Origin of the sequence: Xanthomonas sp. SHU 166 (assembly GCF_000364685.1) — a bacterium.
GTDB lineage: Bacteria > Pseudomonadota > Gammaproteobacteria > Xanthomonadales > Xanthomonadaceae > Xanthomonas_A > Xanthomonas_A sontii.
In genome coordinates this window covers 1-17,327 of the sequence record NZ_AQOJ01000001.1, presented here as the reverse complement: position 1 = coordinate 17,327, position 17,327 = coordinate 1, and the positions used below count along the sequence as shown (strand labels likewise).

The window sequence follows — 17,327 nt, the reverse complement described above, 5'->3', positions numbered from 1 at the left end:
CGACGCCGCACCGGCGGCAGCGGCGAGCCATGACGGCGCGCGCCGCCGCGCCGCAGGGGCGATGGCCGGAACACGCGCCGCAGCCGTCTCCGTGGCGGCGTCCGTGTCCAGCGATGGAGCCGCCGCCGCGTCCGCCTCGGCCTCGACATCCGGCAAGGCCTGTACCGGTGCCACCAGGCGGTAGCCGGTCTTGGCCAGGGTCTCGATGTACACCGGCGCCTCGCCGCGCACGCCGGCCGCGAACGCCTTGCGCAACTGGGTGATGGCCTGCGTCACCACATCGTTGGTCGGCTGCGTGTCCGGCCAGACCTGCGCCAACAGCGCCTCGCGCTCCACCACCTGACCCGGCTGCCCCAGCAACACCCGCAGCACGCCCATCGCCTTGGGCGTGAGCCGTTGCGGCCGGCGCGCGCGCGGGGCGTGCACCTCGCGCAAGGACAGCAGCACCAGGCAATCGCCCACCTGCATCCGTTGCGGAAGCGTCGGTGTGGCGAACGATGAGGAAACCATGTTGGACAACGAAGAACGCCGTGAGGGAGGTGCCGCGAATGCGGCGGCTGCGCGACCACGCGTGGCCCCGTGACAGAGGCCAACGAGCAAACTCGGCAAAACGAGGCAGCGGATGCCGCCAAGCGCGGCTTGTCACTCAATTCTACTCTAGTCATCGCCGCCGCCAACCGCGACGACGCATTCAGGCTCTCTCTCCGCCGACGAAATTCACATAATCGCTCCATGACTGCGCGCCCCTGGGCGCGCTTTTTTTACGCCACGTTCACGTCTTCATGTGGCGTGTGACGCTGAGCCCAATCAGTCGCGACACCACCAAGGCGATGTACATCACGCCGGCGAACTGTTCGATCATCACCAGCGCGCGGGCGAACGGCTGCACTGGCACGACATCGCTCAGGCCCACGCCCGAGAGCACGCTGAAGCTCAGATACAGCAATTCCATCCAGGTCCGCGGCGAGGCCGCGTCCACGGCCGCGGTGAAGCTGCCCGGCAGCCATTGCTGGCACACCGCGAAGACGAACGCGAAGGCCCAGGCCAGCAGCGTGAAGGTGGCGCCGGCCGCATAGAGCTCGTCGCGAGTGACCACGTGGTCCTGCAACATGTAGGCGATCAGGCTGCCGGCGGTATAGAAGTACAGCAGGCTTTCCAGCAATTGCGCCCAGGCGGTCATCGCCGGATTGCCGAGCAACGCCGCGGCGATCGACAGCGCCACCGACGGCAGCGCCAGGCAACAGGCGATCCACAGCGCCGAGGGTCCGCGGTTGACCACCCACAACGCCAGCGCCAGCACCACGATGCCGAAGGCGCCGAACAGCGCGCGCCCGGCCGCGGTGTCCTCCATCCAGGGATACAGCAGCACGCCCAGCAGTTGCACCGCGAGCAACAGCGCGGACGGATGGCGACGCAGCGCGAACGCATAGCGCAGCATGAGACATTCCCTGTGGCGACCAGCGCGCATCATAGACGCGCGCGATCATGACGCCGTCGTCATGATCGCGGCGCACGCCGCACACCCACGCACGGCCAGGTTCATGTCGGCAGTGGCGGCGGCGTCCTGCGGCGCCGACCGCCGTGCGCTCACTCGGCGCGGTACACCTGCGCGCCAGCCGCCAGGAACTGCGCCGACTTCTCGGCCATGCCGGCCTGCAGCGCCGCTTCCGCGTCGACCCCGTGCTCGGCGGCGTAGTCGCGCACGTCCTGGGTGATCTTCATCGAGCAGAAGTGCGGTCCGCACATCGAACAGAAATGCGCCAGCTTGTGCGCGTCCTTGGGCAGGGTCTCGTCGTGGAACTCGCGCGCCTTCTCCGGATCCAGGCCGAGATGGAACTGGTCGTCCCAGCGGAACTCGAAGCGCGCCTTGGACAAGGCGTTGTCGCGCACCTGCGCGCCGGGATGGCCCTTGGCCAGGTCCGCGGCGTGCGCGGCGATCTTGTAGGCCATGATGCCGTCGCGCACGTCGGCGCGGTTGGGCAGGCCCAGATGCTCCTTGGGCGTGACGTAGCACAGCATCGCGGTGCCGAACCAGCCGATCATCGCCGCACCGATCGCCGAGGTGATGTGGTCGTAGCCGGGCGCGATGTCGGTGGTCAGCGGCCCCAGCGTGTAGAACGGCGCCTCGCCGCACTCGCGCAGTTGCTTGTCCATGTTCTCCTTGATCAATTGCATCGGCACGTGGCCGGGGCCCTCGATCATGGTCTGCACGTCGTGCTTCCAGGCGAGCCTGGTCAGTTCGCCCAGCGTTTCCAGTTCGCCGAACTGGGCGGCGTCGTTGGCGTCGGCGATGCAACCCGGGCGCAAGCCGTCGCCGAGCGAAAAGGCCACGTCGTAGGCCTTCATGATCTCGCAGATGTCCTCGAAGTGGGTGTAGAGGAAGTTCTCGCGATGATGCGCCAGGCACCACTTGGCCAGGATCGAGCCGCCGCGCGAGACGATGCCGGTGACGCGCTTGGCGGTCAGCGGGACGTAGCGCAGCAGCACGCCGGCATGGATGGTGAAGTAGTCCACGCCCTGTTCGGCCTGCTCGATCAGGGTGTCGCGGAAGATCTCCCAGGTCAGTTCCTCGGCGCGGCCATCCACCTTCTCCAGCGCCTGGTAGATCGGCACGGTGCCGATCGGCACCGGCGAGTTGCGCACGATCCATTCGCGGGTCTCGTGGATGTGCTTGCCGGTGGACAGGTCCATCACCGTGTCCCCGCCCCAGCGGATCGCCCACACCAGTTTTTCCACTTCCTCGGCGATGCCGGAACTGACCGCGCTGTTGCCGATGTTGGCGTTGATCTTGGTCAGGAAGTTGCGGCCGATGATCATCGGCTCGCTTTCCGGATGGTTGATGTTGCACGGCAGGATGGCGCGTCCGCGGGCGATCTCGTCGCGCACGAACTCGGGCGTGATCTGCCGCGGGATGGCGGCACCGAACGCTTCGCCGGGATGCTGCGCGCGCAGTTGCGCATCGCGCAGATCCTGCAGGCGCTGGTTCTCCCGAATCGCCACGAACTCCATTTCCGGGGTGACGATGCCGCGCCGTGCGTAGTGCATCTGGGTGACGTTGGCGCCGTCGCGGGCGCGTCGCGGCAGACGCCGTGCCGGGAAGCGCACCGCCTGCAGGCGCGCATCGTCCTCGCGCGCGCGCCCGAACTGCGAACTGAGCCCGGCCAGCGCCACGCTGTCGCCGCGCTCGGCGATCCAGGCGGCGCGCAGCGGCGCCAGGCCGGCGCCGAGATCGATCCGCGCCTGCGGGTCGGTGTACGGCCCGGACGTGTCGTAGACGGTGATCGGGGCATTTTCCTCGCCGCCGAACACGGTGGGCGTGCGGGTCAGCGCGATCTCGCGCATCGGCACCTGCAGATCGGCGCGCGAGCCCGGCACGAAGATCTTGCGCGAACCGGGGATCGGGCGGGTCACCGCCGCGGACAAGGTGTCGGTCTGCTGCTGCAGCGGATTGGGTACGGCGTTCATCGGCGTTCGTCCTGGTTCAAGTGACCCGCAGGGGAAGCGGGACGGGTGCGAGCGGACTCGCATCTCGGACGAAGCGGCGGCGCGGGCCCGCCCCGGACGCGCACGCGCCCGCAGCGGACTTGCGAAGCTTCCCTACGCCGGTATCAACCGGATCAGGTTCGAAGGGACTGTCTCAACCGCGGCCTGCGCCGACGGTACCCCCGCTTCTACGGCTATTAGACCCGTTTCCGCCGCTCGCCGCCAACCGATGCGGCTGAACGCCGGCACAGCCGCCGCGCGCATGTGTCAGCGCCGCCACACGCGGCGGCGCCGGCGACAAACCGCGGCCACGTGGCCCGCCTAGCCTGCGCGCACAAGAATCAGAGCTCTCTCTCATCGCCGCCGGCACTGCCGGCGGCATTTTTTTTGCCAACGCGCGCGCCGGCTCATTCCAGCATGTAGGCCACGCGCAAGCCGCCCCAGTGGCGCCCGCGGACATGCACCGGCACCGACAGGTCGAACAGGATCTGCCCGGTATCGCGCCGATACACCTGCAGCAGATAGGGCTCGGTGTGGCGGCCGACATTGCGGCCGACCCGGTCGGCGAAGATGCGCTTGCTGCGGTTGCCGACCAGGTCGCGCGCGCGGTCGCCACTGAGCGGCTGGCTGAAGCGCAGATTGTGGGTCGGCACATAACCGTCGACGTTCGCGCAGATCGCGAACACGATCCACGGATGCGCGGCCAGCAGCGGCTCCTGCAGCGGCGGCAACAACTCGTCGCACAACGCATCGAATGCGGTGCGGTACTTGGGCGGGTCGATGCCGGGGATCGGCACGTACTCGGTGGAGAACAGCGCCTCCTCGCCGATGCGCCCACGCATCAGCGCTGCCTCGAAGGCCAGGTCGACGCTGACCGCAGCGGCCTGGGCCAGATCGCGCACGCGCGCATGCCGTGGCTGGCGCATCGGATCGGCGGGCAGCCGGAACAGATTCACGCAGTCGTGCAGGGTGTCGCTGCCCGCGGCCAGGTCGGCGCTGCGCTGCACCACCTGCGCGGCGTGCTGCAGATTGCTGCGGCTGAGCCCGACCACGTGCTCGATGGCACGGTCGATGCCACCGATCTCTTCGCTCTGCGTGGCGATGCGGCCGGCCACCGCCTCCATCGCCGCACTGGCGCGGCCGAGCAACGCGCCGATGCCGCCCAGCACCTGCTCGGTGCGCTGCGCCGAGGCCGCACTGTCCTGCAGCGCGGTGCCGGTCTCGCCGATGATGCTGCGCACGTCGCGTGCCGCGGTGGCAGCGCGTTCGGCGAGTTGCCGGATTTCGGTGGCGACCACCGCGAAACCGCGCCCGGCCGGGCCGGCATGCACCGCTTCGATGCTGGCGTTGATCGAGAGGATGTTGGTCTGGAATGCGACCGCATCGATCACCTCGATGACCTGGTTGGCGCGTGCCGAACGCCGCGCCACCTCCTGCATCGCCTGGCCGAGGATGCGTGCCGCCTCCACACCCTGGCGGGCGCTGTCGTCGGCGCTGGCCGCCACTGCGATCACCGCGCGCAGGTCGCGGTCCGTCTCGTGCAGGCTCTGCAGCAATTGCCGGGTGGTGGCGAGCACTGTCTGCAGCGCATCGAGCTGGGTCTGCGATTGCCGCGCCAGTTCGTCGTTCTCGGCGACCACGTGCGGCACGTCGGCGGCGATCTGCAGCGACAGCGCCACCGCCTGGCGGATCGCCTCGGCCAGGTTGCCGAAGCCGGCCGACAGGCGCCGTCCCGGCATCGCCTCGGCCTCCTGCGCCGACAGCGGCGTCTGCAGCCCCAGATCCAGATCGCAGCCGGTCAGCCGCTCGCCGACCCGATCCAGCAGCGTCTGCGCCACCACCCCCTCCTGGATCCGCTGCGCCAGCGCCTGCAGCGCCGGGCTGGTCGCACCCTGCGGCTGGCCCTCGGCGAGCAGCGCGACGTCGCGCAACAGTGCCGCGGTTTCCGGATGCGGCAGCGACAGCAGCCAGCCTTGGCCGCCACGATCGCGGTCGCGCTGGTAGCGCACGCGGCGCGCGGGATCGCCCCCCGGCGCCTGCCAACTGCCTTCGCTGTCGACCAGGGCGGACAGCGGCAAGCCCCAGACCGCCTCGCTGGCGGCGCCGAGCAGCGTTTCGGCCGGGACGCCCAGCAGGTCCAGGGCGGCACGGTTGGCGGCACTCACGCGACCGTCGGGCTCCAGCCGCAACAGCGCGATCGGGGCATCCGGCAAACCGGCAATGGGCGTGGCGTCGGCATCGGGACTGCGTGAGAACAAGGCCATCGGCGTCTTCCTCAGTGCTGCGGCCATGGTATCGGCTCCTGCCGCGCCCTCGCAGCGACACACGCTCCAACCGGGATCACCATCATGCAAGGGATGCGCATCGGCAGACCTGCCGACGACACGACCATGACGTCGTCTTCGCGAACATTGCTGACTTGCAGCCCGACCGACCCGTCCTGGGCGCCAAGCGCACGGTGTTGCGCGACCTCGCCTCGCAATGACAGCGCGATGCGGCAGGCGACAGCGCCGGCACCCGGTGCCCGCTGCCGGCGCCGCACGCTGTCTCGCCGCCGCTTGCCGTGCGTGCGTGTCGCCAGCGGCGGCGCCCCATCCATTCCACGACTGGAGACGCTCCACCATGGTGTTCCGCATTTCCATCGCCTTGGTGGCGCTGCTGGTCCTGATCGCCGGCGTTGCCCCCGGCCCCTTCAATGACGTGGTGCAGACCGCGCTGACCGACGTGATCCGCAGTGCCGGCTGGCTGTACCTGCTGATCGTGTTCCTGACCCTGAGCTTCCTGCTGTACCTGGCGTTCGGCCGCTTCGGCAACCTGCGCATCGGCGGCGAAGACGCCGAGCCGGATTTCTCGCGCGGGAGCTGGCTGTCGATGTTGTTCGCCGCCGGCATGGGCATCGGCCTGGTGTTCTGGGGTGCGGCCGAGCCGATCTCGCATTTCCTCAAGCCGCCGGAAGGGCTGGCGCCGGAGAGCATGCAGGCGGCACGCGCATCGATGCGCTACGCCTTCTTCCACTGGGGCCTGCATCCCTGGGCGGTGTATGCGCTGATCGGACTGGCGATGGCCTGGTTCCAGTACAACCGCAACGGCCGCGGTCTGATCAGCGACATCCTGCAGCCGGTCATCGGCCGCCATCACCGCGGCTGGATCGGGCAGTGCGTGAACATCGCCGCGGTGGTCGCCACCGCGGTCGGCGTGGCGACCACCCTGGGCTTCGGCACCATCCAGATCGCCGCCGGCGTGCAGCGCGTGTTCGGCGTGTACGCCGGGGTGCCGTTGCAGTTGACGGTGATCGGCGTGGCCTTCGTGCTGTACATGCTGTCCACCAGCACCGGTGTGGAACGCGGCATCAAGTGGCTGTCCAACATCAACCTGGCGCTGGCGGCACTGCTGCTGGCCGCGGTGCTGGTGCTCGGCCCCACCGGCTTCATCTTCGACACCTTCACCACCACGCTGGGCGCCTACCTCAATCAACTGGTGACGATGAGCCTGCGCATGTCGCCGTTCTCCGGCGACCGCTGGGTGGCCGACTGGACCATCTTCTACTGGGCCTGGTGGATCGCCTGGGCGCCGTTCGTCGGCGCGTTCATCGCCCGCGTCTCGCGCGGCCGCAGCGTGCGCGAATTCGTCGTCGGCGTGGTGCTGGCGCCGACCCTGCTCGGCTTCCTGTGGTTCTCGGTGTTCGGCGGTACCGCGCTGTGGTCGCAGCTGTTCGGCCACGTGGACATGCTGCAGGCGCTGCACAACGGCTACGAGAGGGTGCTGTTCACCCTGTTCGACAGCCTGCCGGGGTCGCCGCTGCTGTCGAGCGTGGCGTTGTTGCTGCTGATGATCTTCTTCGTCAGTTCCGCCGATTCGGCGGTGCTGGTGCTGGCCAGCATGTCCACCGACGAGGCCGGCGACCCGCCGCTGGCGCGCAAGCTGGTGTGGGGCGTGGCGGTGGCGCTGATCGCCGCGGTGCTGTTGCTGGCCGGCGGCCTGGATGCGCTGCAGGGCGTGATCACCATCGCGGCGCTGCCGTTCGCCTTGCTGATGGTGCTGGTGATCGTGTCGCTGTACCGCGTGCTCGATGCCGAGTCCAACCGCCAACGCCGCCAGGCGCAACGCGCCAGGCACATGATCGAGGCCTGGATCGCGCGCGAACAGGCGGCGCGGGACGACGCAGACGCGGCGGCGCCCCGCGCACAGGAATGAACGCCCCCGCCAGCGGCCGGCCTCAGTAGCCGGCGGCCTGCCCGTCCTTGCGGCTTTCCGACGCGCCGTAGTACACGCCGCTGTCCGGATCGCGCGCGATCGCCTGGTAACCGCCGTACGGCCCGTCGGCGAAGATCACCCGATGGCCCTTACGCATCAGTTCGCGGATGGTGTCGTAGGCGAAGCCGGTTTCCAGGTTCAGCTCGCCGCCGTCGCGCATCGCCGTGGCCTGCCCGGTCGGCTCGGTGGAGCCGTCGTGCTGGATCCGCGGCGCGTCGCCGGCCTCCTGCAGGTTCATGTGGAAATCGATCAGGTTCATCAGGATCTGCACGTGGCCCTGCGGCTGCATCGCCCCGCCCATCACGCCGAAGCTCAGCCACGGCTTGCCGTCCTTGGTCACGAACGCGGGGATGATGGTCTGGAACGGACGCTTGCCCGGCGCGTAGCCGTTGGGATGGTCCTTCTGCAGCACGAACATCTCGCCGCGGTCCTGCAGGATGAAGCCCAGCCCCAGCGGCGCCATGCCGCTGCCCATGCCGCGGTAGTTGGACTGGATCAGCGACACCATCATGCCGTCGGCATCGGCGACGGTCAGGTAGATGGTGTCGCCCTCTTCCAACTGCTTCGGCGTGCCCGGCTGCACTTCCTTCAGCGCGCGGTCCATCGAGATCAGCGCACGCCGCTGCGCGGCGTAGTCCTTGGAGATCAGCCGCGCCAGCGGCGCCGGCTGGAACGCCGGGTCGGCGTAGAAGCGCGCACGATCGGCGAAAGCCAGCTTCTTCGCTTCGGTGAACAGGTGCACGTGCTCGGCCGAGCCGAACGGGATCCTGGAGAAGTCGTAGCCCTCCAGGATGTTGAGCATCTGCAGCGCGGCGATGCCCTGGCTGTTGGGCGGCAGTTCCCACACGTCGTAGCCGCGGTAGTTGGTGGACACCGGCTCGACCCATTCGCCGTGGTGGCTGGCCAGATCCTCGTAGCGCAGGAAGCCGCCGTTGGCCTTGAAGTAGGCATCGATGGTGCGCGCGATCGGGCCCTTGTAGAACGCGTCGCGGCCGCCGTCGGCGATCTGCTGCAGGGTGTTGGCCAGGTTCGGGTTCTTCCACAGCTCGCCCTTGCGCGGGGCGTGGCCGTCGATGGTGAACTGCTCCTTGAAGCCTGGGTACTGCGACAGCCGCGGCACCGAGCGATCCCAGTAGTAGGCGATGGTCTCGGCCACCGGATGGCCGTCGCGGGCGTAGCGGATCGCCGGCGCCAGGTTCTGCGCCATCGTCCTGCGCCCGAAACGTTCGTGCAGCGCGAACCAGCCGTCGACCGCACCGGGCACCGAGACCGGCAGCGGACCGGTGGCCGGGATCTCCTTCAACCCGCGGCGCTGGAACTCGGCCAGGGTCAGCGCCTTCGGCGAACGGCCGGAGCCGTTGTAACCGTACAGCTTCTGCGTCTTCGGATCCCAGACGATGGCGAACAGGTCGCCGCCGACGCCGTTGCCGGTCGGCTCCATCAGCCCCAGCGCGGCATTGGCGGCGATCGCCGCATCCACCGCCGAGCCGCCCTCACGCATGGTCTCCAGTGCGATCTGCGTGGCCAGCGGCTGCGAGGTGGCGGCCATGGCGTGCGGGGCGATCACTTCCGAGCGCGTGGCGAACGGCTGGCCGGTGATGCGGTCGGCGGCCTGCGCCGGCACCGACGTCGCCAGTGCCAGCGCGAGCGCCAGACGCGCCAGGGAAGGAAGCGAAACGGACATGCGCGGCTCTCCGGAGAACAGGGGACGCCCACCGTACCCGAGTGCGGCGGGTGCCGCCGCGCAGGCGCTCACATCGCACCATCGCAAAGGCCGGATTTCCGCGCAATTGGCGCCATTCGTCGCCTGCGCCACCTCCGTTTCATGCGTAACCATGCAGTGCTGGCGCGGCTTTCGGCACATTCGCCCGCGGAGGCCCGCAACACAGTTGACAGTCGCGCAAAGCCCATGGTTATCTCGCTGCATGTTGCAGCGCCACACCCGCCCGAAGTCGACCCGCCAGCCCGCCGCGTTGCGCGCGGACGCTGCTGCGTCGCTCCTCGTACTCGTGCTTATTACCTCGCCCACAAGTGCGGGACGAACCGGCGTGTAAGCGACAAGCAGCCAGGATTCGATCAGACCCCGCACCGGCAACGGCGCGGGGTTTTTCGTTTCAGTGACCACGAATGCAAGACCCCTCTCCACTCCAACACCGTTCAAGGACATCCGCACAATGACCAGTTCCGCCCAGCCCACCACCAAGATCGCCATCGTCGGTTACGGCAGCCAGGGCCGCGCGCACGCGCTGAACCTGCGCGAGTCCGGCTTCGACGTCACCATCGGCCTGCGTGCCGGCGGCCCGACCGAAGCCAAGGCGCAGGCCGACGGCTTCGTGGTGAAGAGCCCCGCCGAGGCGGTCAAGGACGCCGACCTGGTCGCGGTGCTGACCCCGGACATGGTGCAGAAGAAGCTGTACGAAGAAGTGCTGGCGCCGAACATGAAGCAGGGCGCCTGCCTGCTGTTCGCGCACGGCCTGAACGTGCACTTCGACATGATCAAGCCGCGCGCCGACCTGGACGTGGTGCTGGTCGCGCCGAAGGGCCCGGGCGCGCTGGTGCGTCGCGAGTACGAGATCGGCCGCGGCGTGCCGTGCATCTGGGCGGTGTACCAGGACAAGAGCGGCAAGGCCGAGCAGTTCGCGCTGGAGTACGCCGCCGGCCTGGGCGGCGCGCGCGCCAACCTGATCAAGACCACCTTCAAGGAAGAGACCGAGACCGATCTGTTCGGCGAGCAGGCGGTGCTGTGCGGCGGCGCCTCGTCGCTGGTGCAGGCCGGCTTCGAAGTGCTGGTGGAAGCCGGCTACCAGCCGGAAATCGCCTACTACGAAGTGCTGCACGAACTGAAGCTGATCGTCGACCTGTTCTACGAAGGCGGCATCACCCGCATGCTCGAGTTCGTCTCCGAGACCGCGCAGTACGGCGACTACGTCAGCGGCCCGCGGGTGATCGACGCGGCGACCAAGGAGCGCATGCGCGACGTGCTGACCGACATCCAGAACGGCACCTTCACCAAGAACTGGGTGGCCGAATACGACGCCGGCCTGCCGAACTACAAGAAGTTCAAGCAGGCCGATCTGGACCACCCCATCGAAACGGTCGGCAAGCAGCTGCGCGCCAAGATGGTGTGGCTCAACGGCGACGCCGCTGCCGCACCGGCCGCCGGCGGCACCAAGGCCGCGTAATCCGCGGCTCCCCCACCCGCTTCCACCGAAAGGTCGCCACCGTATGAACTCCTCCGCTCACGGCACGCCCCGCAACGGCGCGCGCTGGCTGACGCAGGCCCTGGAAGCCGAAGGCGTGGACACGCTGTTCGGCTATCCGGGCGGCACCATCATGCCGTTCTACGACGCGCTGGTAGACAGCCAGCTCAAGCACATCCTGGTCCGCCACGAACAGGGCGCGGCGCTGGCCGCCAACGGCTACGCCCGCGCCAGCGGACGGGTCGGCGTGTGCGTCGCCACGTCCGGCCCGGGCGCATCCAACCTGGTCACCGGCATCGCCGATGCGATGCTCGACTCGGTGCCGATGATCTGCCTGACCGGGCAGGTCGCCACGCCGCTGCTGGGCACCGACGCGTTCCAGGAACTGGACGTGTTCGGCCTGACCCTGCCGATCGTCAAGCACAGCTTCCTGGTGCGGCACGTGGACGACCTGCCGCAGGTGCTGCGCGACGCGTTCCGCATCGCCCGCGAAGGGCGGCCGGGGCCGGTGCTGATCGACCTGCCCAAGGACGTGCAGCTGGCCGATGCCGCGCATCTGCCGGCGCACGTGCCGGCGGCGGTGCCGACCCCGCCGGCGCCGCAGGACGCGGTGCTGGCCGAGGCGCTGGCGGCGATCGCCGGCGCCGAGAAGCCGGTGATCTACGGCGGCGGCGGCATCGCCCTGGGCGATGCGGTGGACGCGTTCCGCGCGTTCGTCGAAGCCACCCGCATCCCCACCGTGCTGACCCTGCGCGGCCTGGGCGCATTGCCGCACGCGCACCCGCATTACCTGGGCATGCTCGGCATGCACGGCACCCGCGCCGCCAACATGGCGGTGCAGGAGTCGGATCTGCTGATCGTGGTCGGCGCGCGCTTCGATGACCGTGCCACCGGCAAGCTGGCCGAGTTCGCGCCGTTCGCGCGGGTCATCCACCTGGACGCCGACGCCTGCGAGATCTCCAAGCTGCGCCAGGCCGACATCGCCGTGCCCGGCGACGTGGCGCAGGCGCTGCGTGCGCTGGCCGCGGCGACCAGCACCTGCGAGGCCTGGCACGCCCGCTGCGTCGGCCATCGCGAGAAGTTCGGCGCGCGCTACGACGCGCCCGGGCAGGACATCTATGCGCCCGGCCTGCTGAAGCGGCTGAGCGAACTGGCCCCGGCCGACACCGTGATCGCCTGCGACGTCGGCCAGCACCAGATGTGGGTCGCCCAGCACTGCCGCTTCAACCACCCGCGCAATCACCTGACCAGCGGCGCGCTGGGCACCATGGGCTTCGGCCTGCCCGCGGCGATGGGCGCGCAGTTCGCCTGCCCCGACCGCACCGTGGTGCTGGTCAGCGGCGACGGCAGCTTCATGATGAACGTGCAGGAGCTGGTCACCATCGCCCGCTGCAAGCTGCCGGTGAAGATCGTGCTGCTGGACAACAGCTCGTTGGGCATGGTGCGGCAGTGGCAGGAACTGTTCTTCGCCGAGCGCTACAGCGAGATCGACCTGTCCGACAACCCGGATTTCGCCGCGCTGGCGCAGGTGTTCGGCATCCCGGCTAAGCGCATCACCGCGCGCGGCCAGGTCGACGACGCGCTGGCCGAGCTGCTGGCGCAGCCGGGCCCGGCGCTGCTGCACGTGGCCATCGACGCGCGCGCCAACGTGTGGCCGCTGGTGCCGCCGAATACCGCCAACAGCACCATGCTGGAAAGCAATCCCGCTGCCCAGCGCCAGGAGACGACACATGCGTTACCAGCTTGACCTGGTGCTGAAACCGATCGACGGCGCCCTGCTGCGCGCGATCGGCATGGCCGAACGCCGCGGCTTCGCGCCGATCTCGATCAGCGGCGCACCGGTGGCCGAGGACGCCGGCCGCTGGCACCTGCAACTGGTGGTGGACGGCAACCGCCCCGGCGAGACCTTGCGCCTGCAGATGGAGAAGGTCTACGACTGCGAATCGGTGCGCGTGACCGCGCTGGATGGGGTGGTATGAGGCGGTCGGGACCCGGGGCCCGGGACTCGGGACCCGTGGCGGTCGCCGCGGACGTCAGGCGCAGCGCGAGACGCGCGAAAGCCAGGACTGCGCGGAGGTGTCTTCTTCCATGGGGGTCTCTTCTCCGGGAACCCGCTGTTCCCGGGTCACGGGTCCCGGGCCCCGGGTCCCGACCGCATGTCTAACATCCCCGCCCCGCAGGAGCCGGACGTAGGCCACGTCGCCGTCAGCGTGGCCGACGTGCTGGCCGCGCAGGCGCGGCTGCGCCGCTATCTGCCGCCGACACCGGTGCATTACGCCGAGCGCTTCGGCGTCTGGCTGAAACTGGAAAACCTGCAGCGCACCGGTTCCTACAAGGTCCGCGGCGCGCTCAATGCGTTGCTGGCCGGGCTGGAACGCGGCGACGAGCGCGCGGTGATCTGCGCCTCCGCCGGCAATCACGCGCAAGGCGTGGCCTGGGCCGCGCACCGCCTGGGCGTGCAGGCCATCACGGTGATGCCGCATGGCGCGCCGCAGACCAAGATCGCCGGCGTCGCGCACTGGGGCGCCACCGTGCGCCAGCACGGCAACAGCTACGACGAGGCCTTCGCCTTCGCCCGCGAACTGGCCGAGCAGAACGGCTACCGCTTCCTGTCCGCCTTCGACGACCCGGACGTGATCGCCGGCCAGGGCACGGTCGGCATCGAGCTGGCCGCGCACGCCCCGGACGTGGTGATCGTGCCGATCGGCGGCGGCGGCCTGGCCTCCGGCGTGGCCCTGGCGCTGCGCTCGCAGGGCGTGCGCGTGGTCGGCGCCCAGGTCGAAGGCGTGGACTCGATGGCGCGGGCGATCCGCGGCGACGTCCGCGCCGTGGATCCGGTGCCCACCCTGGCCGACGGCGTCAAGGTTAAAATCCCCGGGTTCATCACCCGCCGGCTGTGCGCCAGCCTGCTCGACGACGTGGTGATCGTGCGCGAGGCGGAACTGCGCGAAACGCTGGTCCGCCTGGCGCTGGAGGAGCACGTCATCGCCGAGGGCGCCGGCGCGCTGGCCCTGGCGGCCGGGCGCCGCGTCGCCGGCAAGCGCAAGTGCGCGGTGGTGTCCGGCGGCAACATCGACGCCGGCGTGCTGGCGACGCTGCTGTCGGAGGTGCGCCCGCGCCCGCCGCGCAAGCCGCGCCGCCGCAGCGCCGAGCGACTTCGTAGCCAACGTCCCGCCCCGCCCGTTCCTGCCCGCATCGCCGCGTCCCCGCATCCCCATCCGCAAGCCACCGCCGCCGTAGAGGAACCCATCTGGTGAACACTTCCGTTTCTTCCCAGACCCCCCGCATCCGCATTTTCGACACCACCCTGCGCGACGGCGAGCAATCCCCCGGCTGCAGCATGACCCCGCCGCAGAAGCTGGTGATGGCGCGCGCCCTGGCCGAGCTGGGCGTGGACATCATCGAGACCGGCTTCCCGGCCAGCTCGCAGTCCGACCGCGAGGCGATGGCGCTGATCGGCCGCGAAGTGCGCGGCCCGACCCTGGCGGTGCTGTCGCGCTGCCTGGCCGCCGACATCGAGACCTCGGCGCGGGCGCTGGAAGCGGCGGCCAATCCGCGCCTGCACGTGTTCCTGTCGACCAGCCCGCTGCACCGCGAGCACAAGCTGCGCATGACCCGCGAGCAGGTGCTGGAGTCTGTGCGCAAGCACGTGGCGCTGGCGCGCCAATACGTGGACGACGTGGAGTTCTCGGCCGAGGACGCCACCCGCACCGAAGAGGATTTCCTGGCCGAGGTCGCCAGCGTGGCGATCGCCGCCGGCGCCACCACCATCAACCTGCCCGACACGGTCGGCTTCACCACCCCGGAAGAGATCCGCGGCATGTTCGCGCGGATCATCGCCAGCGTCCCCGGCGCCGACCGGGTGGTATTCAGCGCGCACTGCCACAACGACCTGGGCCTGGCCGTGGCCAACTCGCTGGCCGCGGTGGAAGGCGGCGCGCGGCAGGTGGAATGCGCCATCAACGGCATCGGCGAGCGCGCCGGCAACTGCGCGCTGGAAGAGATCGCGATGGCGCTGAAGGTGCGCAACGCGTTCTACGAACTGGACACCGCGATCCACACCCCGCGCATCGTCGCCACCTCGCAGTTGCTGCAGCGCCTGGTCGGCATGCCGGTGCAGCGCAACAAGGCGATCGTCGGCGGCAACGCCTTCGCCCACGAGTCGGGCATCCACCAGCACGGCATGCTGCGCCACCGCGGCACCTACGAGATCATGCGCCCGGAAGACGTGGGCTGGGAGTCCTCGCAGATGGTGCTGGGCCGCCACAGCGGCCGCGCCGCGGTCGAGCAGCGCCTGCGTGCGCTGGGCTACGTGCTGGACGAGGCCGAACTGAACATCGCCTTCGACGCATTCAAGGCGCTGTGCGAACAGCAGCGCGTGGTCAACGACGCCGACCTGCAGGCGATGATGCAGGACGCGCCGGAGAGCCAGGGCTACCGCCTGTCGTCGATGACCGTCAGCGACCGTGGCCAGCGCGCCAGCGCGCAGGTCGAGCTGTCCGATCCGGACGGCCAGCGTGTCAGCGAGCGCGCCGAGGGCGACGGCCCGGTGGACGCCCTGTTCGCCGCGCTGTCGGCCGCCACCGGCGTGCAACTGGTGCTGGACAGCTACCAGGTACACAGCGTCGGCATCGGCGCCGACGCGCGCGGCGAGGCCAACCTCAGCGTGCGCCACGGCGAGGTCGAATACGACGGCACCGGCACCAGCCGCGACATCATCGAGGCCAGCGCGCTGGCCTGGCTGGACGTGGCCAACCGCGTGCTGCGCCAGCGCCAGGGCGCGCCGGCCGCGGCCGACGCGCTGGCCTGAGCGGCCACAGCGCGGTCATCGTCCTCGTGCACGCTCGCCTTCGCTCCCCTTCCCCGCCCAGCTTTCCTGCCAGGTAGTTCCGCAATGTCCGCTACTCCCCGCACCCTGTACGACAAGCTGTGGGACGCGCACGTCGTCGTCCCCGAAAGCGCCGCCGCCCCGGCGGTGCTGTACATCGACCTGCACCTGATCCACGAAGTGACCTCGCCGCAGGCCTTCACCGAACTCAAGACGCGCGGCCTGGCGCCGCGCCGGCCCGACCGCACCAAGGCGACGATGGACCATTCCACGCCGACCCTGCCGCGCGGCGCCGACGGCAAGCTGCCGTACTACACCCCGGCCTCCGAGGCGCAGGTGGACATGCTCGCGCGCAACTGCGCCGACTACGGCATCGAACTGTTCGACATGGGCTCGGACAACCGCGGCATCGTCCACGTGATCGCGCCGGAACAGGGCTTTACCCAGCCCGGCATGACCATCGTCTGCGGCGACAGCCACACCTCCACGCATGGCGCGTTCGGCGCGCTGGCGTTCGGCATCGGCACCAGCGAAGTCGGCCACGTGCTGGCCACCCAGTGCCTGCTGCAGCGCAAGGCCAGGACCATGGCGATCACCGTCGACGGGCCGCTGGCACCGGGCGTGGGCGCCAAGGACGTGATCCTGCACATCATCGGCGTGATCGGGGTCAACGGCGGCACCGGCCACGTGCTGGAATACCGCGGCTCCACCATCGAAGCGATGGACATGGAGCAGCGCATGACCCTGTGCAACATGTCGATCGAGGCCGGCGCGCGCGCCGGCATGATCGCGCCGGACCAGGTCACCTTCGACTGGGTCGCCAGCACCCCGCGCGGCCCCAAGGGCGCCGACTTCGACGCCGCCGTGCAGCGCTGGTCGCAGCTGCGCAGCGATCCCGGCGCGCGCTTCGACGCCGAGGTGCGCATCGACGCGCGCGACATCCGCCCGACCCTGACCTGGGGCACCCACCCCGGCACCGCGATCGCGGTGGACGTGCCGATCCCGGCCGCGCAGGATCCGGCGGCGCAGAAGGGCCTGCACTACATGCACCTGGAAGCCGGGCACGCGCTGATCGGCACGCCGGTGGACGTGGTGTTCGTCGGCTCCTGCACCAACGGCCGGCTCAGCGACATGCGCGAAGTGGCGCAGGTGCTGCGCGGCCGCAAGGTGGCGCCGCACGTGCGCATGCTGGTGGTGCCGGGCTCGGAGATCGTCAAGCGCCAGGCCGAGGCCGAGGGCATCCACGAGGTGGTGCGCGCGGCCGGTGCGGAATGGCGCGAATCCGGCTGCTCGATGTGCATCGCCATGAACGGCGACCTGGTGGCGCCGGGGCAACTGGCGGTGAGCACCAGCAACCGCAATTTCGAGGGCCGCCAGGGCCCGGGGTCGCGCACCCTGCTGGCCTCGCCGCTGACCGCGGCCTGGGCCGCGGTGAACGGCCAGGTCAGCGATCCGCGCGCGCTGTTCGCGGAGGTCGCGTGATGGCGCCGCACATCGCCGCGTTCGCGGCCACGCTGACCTTCGTCGCCACCACCACCCGCGCCTTCGCGCACCGCCACCAG

12 protein-coding genes and 1 riboswitch are annotated in these 17,327 nt (G+C 69.9%); of the genes, 7 read left to right on the top strand and 5 right to left on the bottom strand.

Annotated elements, in window-relative coordinates; translation table 11 throughout:
* From D180_RS00060 to D180_RS00045, 4 genes are all read right to left on the bottom strand, one after another.
* Positions 1–468, bottom strand: a 468-nt coding sequence (locus D180_RS00060) for a winged helix-turn-helix domain-containing protein (RefSeq protein ID WP_043090216.1), incomplete at its 3' end; no start/stop codon positions are given.
* A gap of 304 nt (positions 469–772) precedes the next feature.
* Positions 773–1,438, bottom strand: a complete 666-nt coding sequence (locus D180_RS00055) for an ion channel (RefSeq protein ID WP_017910513.1) — start codon at positions 1,436–1,438, stop codon at positions 773–775.
* A 149-nt stretch (positions 1,439–1,587) separates the two neighbouring features.
* Positions 1,588–3,465 (bottom strand): phosphomethylpyrimidine synthase ThiC, encoded by a 1,878-nt coding sequence (gene thiC / locus D180_RS00050; protein WP_017910514.1) that lies wholly within the window; start codon positions 3,463–3,465, stop codon positions 1,588–1,590.
* 111 nt (positions 3,466–3,576) lie between these two features.
* Positions 3,577–3,677: riboswitch (TPP riboswitch) on the bottom strand.
* A gap of 213 nt (positions 3,678–3,890) precedes the next feature.
* Positions 3,891–5,747, bottom strand: a complete 1,857-nt coding sequence (locus D180_RS00045) for a methyl-accepting chemotaxis protein (protein WP_017911174.1) — start codon at positions 5,745–5,747, stop codon at positions 3,891–3,893.
* Positions 5,748–6,105: 358 nt separating this feature from the next.
* Between D180_RS00045 and D180_RS00040 the strand changes: the two genes are divergently transcribed.
* Entirely contained in the window at positions 6,106–7,677 is a 1,572-nt protein-coding gene (locus D180_RS00040) for a BCCT family transporter (protein ID WP_017911173.1), read from the top strand.
* Positions 7,678–7,699: 22 nt separating this feature from the next.
* Here the strand turns inward: D180_RS00040 and ggt are convergent, their stop codons facing one another.
* Positions 7,700–9,421 (bottom strand): gamma-glutamyltransferase, encoded by a 1,722-nt coding sequence (ggt, locus tag D180_RS00035; protein WP_017911172.1) that lies wholly within the window; start codon positions 9,419–9,421, stop codon positions 7,700–7,702.
* 490 nt (positions 9,422–9,911) lie between these two features.
* Here ggt and ilvC point away from each other — a divergent pair, with 490 nt between their 5' ends.
* From ilvC to leuC, 6 genes are all read left to right on the top strand, one after another.
* A complete protein-coding gene (ilvC, locus tag D180_RS00030; RefSeq protein ID WP_010343386.1) occupies positions 9,912–10,919 on the top strand; it encodes a ketol-acid reductoisomerase in 1,008 nt (335 codons plus the stop codon).
* Positions 10,920–10,962: 43 nt separating this feature from the next.
* Positions 10,963–12,684, top strand: coding sequence for an acetolactate synthase 2 catalytic subunit (gene ilvG, locus D180_RS00025; protein WP_017911171.1), 1,722 nt, complete (start codon positions 10,963–10,965; stop codon positions 12,682–12,684).
* Positions 12,668–12,916 carry an ACT domain-containing protein gene (locus D180_RS00020; protein ID WP_017910519.1) on the top strand — a complete coding sequence of 83 codons (249 nt, stop codon included), beginning with the start codon at positions 12,668–12,670 and terminating at the stop codon, positions 12,914–12,916. Before ilvG ends, D180_RS00020 begins: the two co-directional genes overlap by 17 nt.
* A 177-nt stretch (positions 12,917–13,093) precedes the next feature.
* Positions 13,094–14,194 (top strand): threonine dehydratase, encoded by a 1,101-nt coding sequence (locus tag D180_RS00015; protein ID WP_017911170.1) that lies wholly within the window; start codon positions 13,094–13,096, stop codon positions 14,192–14,194.
* Positions 14,191–15,747: a 2-isopropylmalate synthase gene (locus D180_RS00010; RefSeq protein WP_026144683.1), complete on the top strand. Its 1,557-nt coding sequence runs from the start codon at positions 14,191–14,193 to the stop codon at positions 15,745–15,747. The genes D180_RS00015 and D180_RS00010 overlap by 4 nt, the downstream gene beginning before the upstream one ends.
* Positions 15,748–15,831: 84 nt before the next feature.
* A complete protein-coding gene (gene leuC / locus D180_RS00005; protein ID WP_017911169.1) occupies positions 15,832–17,247 on the top strand; it encodes a 3-isopropylmalate dehydratase large subunit in 1,416 nt (471 codons plus the stop codon).
* Positions 17,248–17,327 lie beyond the last annotated feature (80 nt).

Coding starts and splice junctions, on each gene's coding strand:
- ggt (WP_017911172.1), bottom strand. CDS start 9,421: ATGTCCGTTTCGCTTCCTTCCCTGGCGCGTCTGGCGCTCGCGCTGGCA.
- D180_RS00015 (WP_017911170.1), top strand. CDS start 13,094: ATGTCTAACATCCCCGCCCCGCAGGAGCCGGACGTAGGCCACGTCGCC.
- thiC (WP_017910514.1), bottom strand. CDS start 3,465: ATGAACGCCGTACCCAATCCGCTGCAGCAGCAGACCGACACCTTGTCC.
- ilvC (WP_010343386.1), top strand. CDS start 9,912: ATGACCAGTTCCGCCCAGCCCACCACCAAGATCGCCATCGTCGGTTAC.
- D180_RS00045 (WP_017911174.1), bottom strand. CDS start 5,747: ATGGCCTTGTTCTCACGCAGTCCCGATGCCGACGCCACGCCCATTGCC.
- leuC (WP_017911169.1), top strand. CDS start 15,832: ATGTCCGCTACTCCCCGCACCCTGTACGACAAGCTGTGGGACGCGCAC.
- D180_RS00055 (WP_017910513.1), bottom strand. CDS start 1,438: ATGCTGCGCTATGCGTTCGCGCTGCGTCGCCATCCGTCCGCGCTGTTG.
- ilvG (WP_017911171.1), top strand. CDS start 10,963: ATGAACTCCTCCGCTCACGGCACGCCCCGCAACGGCGCGCGCTGGCTG.
- D180_RS00040 (WP_017911173.1), top strand. CDS start 6,106: ATGGTGTTCCGCATTTCCATCGCCTTGGTGGCGCTGCTGGTCCTGATC.
- D180_RS00020 (WP_017910519.1), top strand. CDS start 12,668: ATGCGTTACCAGCTTGACCTGGTGCTGAAACCGATCGACGGCGCCCTG.